The 2,398-nt window shown below is 73.6% G+C and carries 3 protein-coding genes; all 3 read left to right on the top strand.

Annotated elements, in window-relative coordinates:
* The coding region (locus BKE38_RS28425; protein WP_367596481.1) for a GNAT family N-acetyltransferase at positions 1-678 on the top strand (678 nt) is incomplete at its 5' end.
* Positions 679-745: 67 nt separating this feature from the next.
* Positions 746-1,552 (top strand): cytochrome c, encoded by an 807-nt coding sequence (locus BKE38_RS28420; RefSeq protein ID WP_076960507.1) that lies wholly within the window; start codon positions 746-748, stop codon positions 1,550-1,552.
* Between the two features lie 170 nt (positions 1,553-1,722).
* The gene (locus tag BKE38_RS28415) at positions 1,723-2,358 is read left to right on the top strand and encodes a hypothetical protein (RefSeq protein WP_076960506.1); all 636 of its coding nucleotides are present in this window, start codon (positions 1,723-1,725) and stop codon (positions 2,356-2,358) included.
* Positions 2,359-2,398 lie beyond the last annotated feature (40 nt).

Below are 2,398 nucleotides of genomic sequence, written 5' to 3'. Positions count from 1 at the left end.
CCGGTGGGCCCTGAGGTCGATCCCACCCCCCGCCCGCTGCCGCCCCGCGTCGCGCATCGCGGCCATTCGGTGACGCTGGAGCCGCTCGGCCTGCGTCATGCCGAGGAGCTGTGGGAAGCCGTCCAGGGCGCCGACGAGTCCTGGGCCTATATGGGCTATGGCCCCTTCCCGGATTTCGCGACGTTCCGCCGCTTCCTGGCAGGCTTCGCCACCACGCATGACCCGATCGCCTGGGCGGTGCGGCCGCATCTGTCAGGGCGCGCCCTCGGCTGGCTGACGCTGATGGAAATCCAGCCCGGCAATGCCGCCATCGAATTGGGCAATATCTGGTTCTCGCCGCGGATGCAGCGCTCGCGCGCCGCGACGGAGGCCATGTTCCTGCTGATGCGCCACGCCATGGACGAGCTCGGCTACCGCCGCCTGGTCTGGAAGTGCAATTCCCTCAACGCCCCCTCGCGCCGCGCCGCCGACCGCCTCGGCTTCACCTTCGAGGGCGAGCACCGCAAGCACCTGGTGGTGAAGGGCCGCCGCCGCGACACCGCCTGGTTCTCCATCCTGGACGAGGAATGGCCGAGCCGCCGCGACGCCATCGCCGCCTGGGTGTCGGACGGGAATTTCGACCATCGCGGCGTGCCGAAGACCCGGCTGCGCGCGGGTGGCGAATCCAGCAGCGGCTGATCCCCCCTTGCCAAGCGGCAGCGCGGCGGAAATGCTTTCCGCCGCCCCTGCCCGAGGCTCTCCGACCATGCCTTTCCCCCGCCTCGCCGCGCTGATGCTCGGCGCTCTGATCGCGGCCCTGCCCGCCCGCGCCGCCGAGCTGGTGCTGAACCTGGGCGGCGCGGCCCTGCGGCTGCGGACCGCTGAGCTGCTGGCCCGGCCGGACGCCGCCAGCATCACCATCCCGGCCGATGTCTCCTACGCCATGGCCGAGCGCCGCTACCGGGCGGTGCCGCTGCGCGCGCTGCTCGGCGCCATGGAGGGGGTGGAGACGGTGGAGGCTCAGGCCTCGGACGGCTTCGCCTCGCAGATCCCGGCGGCCCTGCTGCGGAGCGGCCCCGCCGAGCCCTGGATCGCCGTGGAGGACCCGGCCGCGCCCTGGCCCGTCCTGCCCGGCAAGGCGGCCAGCGCCGGCCCCTTCTACCTGGTCTGGCGCAACCCGGCCGCCAGCGACGTCCGCCCCGAGCAATGGCCCTATATGCTGGCGCGGCTGACCGCGGTGGCACCGCCGCTGCGCCGCTGGCCGCAGCTGGCGGTCGCCGCCAGCCTGCCCGCCGGCGACCCCGCCCGCCACGGCGCCGAGGTCTATGTCACCCAATGCCTGGCCTGCCACCGGATGAAGGGCGCCGGCGCCGGCGAGATGGGCCCGGATCTCGGCGCGCCGATGCCGGCCCTGGCCTATCTGACCGAGGCCGGGCTGCGCGCGCTGATCCGCGACCCGGCGGCGGTCCGCACCTGGCCGGCCCGCGCCATGCCCGCCTTCGACGAGGCCGCTCTGCCGCCCGCCGAGCTCGAGGCGCTGGTCGCCTATCTGCGCCACCAGGCCGGGCTGTGACCGCGCCCGCTGCACCGCACCAAAGAATTGCGTGATCGCACCGATGCTGGAGCGCCTGTGATCGCCCGGCGGGTGGAGGCGCCTTCCCCGCAAGGCTAGGGTCCGCCCCGCATTGCGACAGGGGGCGGCGGTTGACGGACAGGCCTGCAACGTCTGGTAAGCCTGCGGGCATGGGGCTGGTCGCCGAGCTCGGACCGATCGAGCAGGAGCTGCTGGTGCCCGCCCTCGACATCGGCGGCTACCTGGCGCTGCAGCGGGCCCTGCTGCAACCGCTGCGCCGGCCCTTCTTCCCGCGCGGGCTGCTGCGGCTGACCTTGTGGATCGGCGCCTGCATGCTGCTGGGGCTCGGCCTCGGCTGGCTCTCGGCGCGGCAGGGCTGGATGGGCGAGCTCTGGCTGGCGCGCGGCGACACCGGCCAGGACTGGCGGCTGGGTGGCGCCGCGGTGGTCTTCGCCGGGCTCGGCCTCTGGATGCTGGGGCTGACGATGGGGGTGCTGCTGTGCATGCGGCAGCAGATGCGGCTGCTGCGCTGGCTGCACCGCGAGGCCGGCGAGATGCTCGGCGCCCACAACCTGATCATGGGCGAGCACGCCATGCTCTGGCGCAATGCCAGCCGCAGCGTGCTGCTGCCCTGGGCCCGGGTGAACCGGCTGGTGGCGACGCCCGGCCAGCTGTTCATCGTGGTCGACCAGGCCAGCGCGCTCTGGCTGCCGGAGGCGCTGCTGGCGGCCCTGCCGGACCGCGCGGGTTTCATGGCCTATCTCGAATCCCGCATCCCGACGCCGCTGAAGGAAGCCCGCGCATGATCCTGCGTCCCGCTTTGCTCTCCCTGCTGCTGCTCGCCGC

It is taken from the genome of Teichococcus deserti (assembly GCF_001982615.1).
Classification (GTDB): domain Bacteria; phylum Pseudomonadota; class Alphaproteobacteria; order Acetobacterales; family Acetobacteraceae; genus Pseudoroseomonas; species Pseudoroseomonas deserti.
The sequence above is the reverse complement of the archived record's forward strand: the minus strand, read 5'-3'. Positions and strand labels throughout refer to the sequence as shown.

Excerpts from the sequence above, each read along its gene's own strand:
- BKE38_RS28420 (WP_076960507.1), top strand. The coding sequence starts at position 746 with ATGCCTTTCCCCCGCCTCGCCGCGCTGATGCTCGGCGCTCTGATCGCG.
- BKE38_RS28415 (WP_076960506.1), top strand. The coding sequence starts at position 1,723 with ATGGGGCTGGTCGCCGAGCTCGGACCGATCGAGCAGGAGCTGCTGGTG.